Origin of the sequence: uncultured Campylobacter sp., from assembly GCF_938045775.1 — a bacterium.
GTDB lineage: Bacteria > Campylobacterota > Campylobacteria > Campylobacterales > Campylobacteraceae > Campylobacter_B.
The window spans coordinates 1-2304 of the sequence record NZ_CALIBH010000047.1 but is presented as its reverse complement, the minus strand read 5'-3'; the positions used below and the strand labels follow the sequence as shown (position 1 = coordinate 2304).

General features: G+C 49.1%; 2 protein-coding genes. Both read right to left on the bottom strand.

Annotation, left to right across the window (positions count from 1 at the left end; all coding sequences use genetic code 11):
• Positions 1-542: 542 nt before the first annotated feature.
• Positions 543-1229: a hypothetical protein gene (locus tag Q0238_RS01380; protein ID WP_297942146.1), complete on the bottom strand. Its 687-nt coding sequence runs from the start codon at positions 1227-1229 to the stop codon at positions 543-545.
• Between the two features lie 659 nt (positions 1230-1888).
• Positions 1889-2304 (bottom strand): flavodoxin family protein (locus Q0238_RS01375; protein WP_297942144.1); only part of this gene is annotated, 416 nt, incomplete at its 5' end.

The following is a 2304-nucleotide window of genomic DNA, read 5'->3' as shown; positions in this document are numbered from 1 at the left end:
CCGTTTGTAAGCTGCCTGACGGCACGATGATCGACGCTGAAGAATTTTATAAAACAGGCGGCGATTTGAGTAAATTTAAGAGCGTAAATCGATAGAATTTTATCGCTTGCGAAATTTGCAGCAGCGAAATTCCATAAAATTCTGCGTCAAAATTCCTCTTTAAAATTTAGATTAATTCTAACTAGCAAGCATTAGCGCAAGTAAATTATTTGGGTACCTCATACAAAGTGAGAGCAGCAGAGTGATGGAAAAAATTCAATTATCCAAACATCAATGATGTGTGGAGATTTTGCTCTAGCAAGGTGCTGAAAGCAGCGGCTACGCAAAGCAGAAACATTTAAGTGATTTGACGCGACGCATAGGAAACCTACTAGATTGCTTGATTAGGACGCAGATTTTTTGGATATGCGATAAGCGCTTGTGCCCATACTTGCTGAGCTTAAATTTTAACCGTTCGTGGACGTCGCTTGCTTCCTTTTTTTTGAAAGGCTCAAATTTTAGTCGCCTGTGAGCGCCCATTCGCTTCCTTTGCCTGCGTAAATTTAGCGCGTGAAAACCACGACCTCGCCCTGCTCAAACGCGACCTGTCGCCCCGCTAGATACAGCTCGAAGTAGGGCTTCAAAAAGTCCTCCTGCGGCCTTTGCGCATAGTTTGGATACTGCAAGTACACAGGTAGCAGGTAGTCGCAGTCGATCGAATAGTATGCCTCGCCGAGCACCCATAGCTTCGCATCGAGCTTAGGCGAATCTATCATCCACTCCGTGATCGCCTCATAGACGGCGTCCGCAAGCTCATCTTCGTGATGCGCGAGATCAAAGCTCTCCTGCACGCGCGCGAATTTTATCTGCTCAAGCATCTTTAAAAGCTCGCTCTTGCCTAGAAATTCTGCGAAAATTTTTAAATTTCGAACGTACGCTAAAGCTAAACTCTTAAGCGCTTCGCCACCAAATTTCGGATCCTGCGGCGGGCAAAAATACCCGGGCGCCATGCTTTGATCGAATGCTTCCCGCGTCTGCTGCGCCGTGACTGCATATATCGGCATTATGCGCGCTTGCAGCGCTTCGCCGTTTTGCAGCGGCGCAAACACCGCTCCCACGCCCGCGCCCTCGGGCATAAAGCACTGAAAAAGTCCGTAAAGCTTATCCTGCAGATCTATCTCTTTGCAATCTAAGCTTAAATCTAGCCCCGCAGCCTCGTTAATGCGACTAGCGTATTTGAAATTCGTCATTTTCGCCCTTTTAAATTTTGACCGTCAAAGCGTTTGGGTGGAATTTACCTAAATTTTACGCATTTTCCGAATTAAATTTACGCGCGATAAGACTTTTGTAGAATTTAAAATTTAGCGGTTCGGTTTGGGTTCAGTACTGCGACAAAGCGGGTGGAGCTATGAACGGCGACAGGTTCTCGTGCAAGTGGTTAGCGACGTATGGGTTATCGCGCGGCGGGAGAGCGGCGGCGGACAGCGGCACATACGGCACGTGACGACAGGGGTAGCCGATGATCACGACCGCAGAGCTCGCAGGCTGGTTGCTCGCAAAAGCAGGTTTTCGTGCTCAGGCCGTCGCAAAATGGCGGGCGGTGTATTGGATGACGGCACGACCGCGGTATTCGCGGGCCGGTCGCTCGCAAAAGCGCTTTTTTGCGTTCATAGCGCGCATTAGCGACGCAAAGTCGGCGGCATTGTTTGATCTATTGCGCGCGAAATGAAATTTTATCGTTTAAATTTTAGAGCAAGACCTGCGCCTGCAGCGGCAAATTTGCTTGTAGTAATGAAATTTATCGTCCAAATTTAGTAAAAGATAAAATTCCAAACCGCGCATTAAGTAGTGTGAAATTTTATTTGATTTTGCTTCGCCGCGCAGCTGTTTGCGCGGCTTGCTTTAAATTTTATTCTATCCCCGCAAATGCTGCTTTCGCGTCCGCCAGATCCTTCTCGTCCGGGTGTTTCGCAGCCTCCGCCCAGCGCGCAAGTCGCTCGGGGGTGATAGGATGGGGCGAGTTGCCGCTAGAGGCCATTTTGCGCATCGTCTCAAGCAGCTTCGGATCGATCGCGCCTTGGCAGGAGAACTCCGCTACGATCTCATTACCGTTCTCTTTGAGCCCCTTTTCGAATGCATCTAAGCACTTGCGCGAATGCTCGCCGTCCGGCTCCGCGCCCAGCGTCATGAAAACGCCCAGCTTCTTGTCGTGAATTTTGCGTAAAAAGCGCGTAAATTTCGCCTCGGCCTCGCCCTTATCGACGTAAAAACCCAAGGCTATAAAGTCGTAGTCATCGACCTCGCCTTCAAAGTCGCGGAAATTTA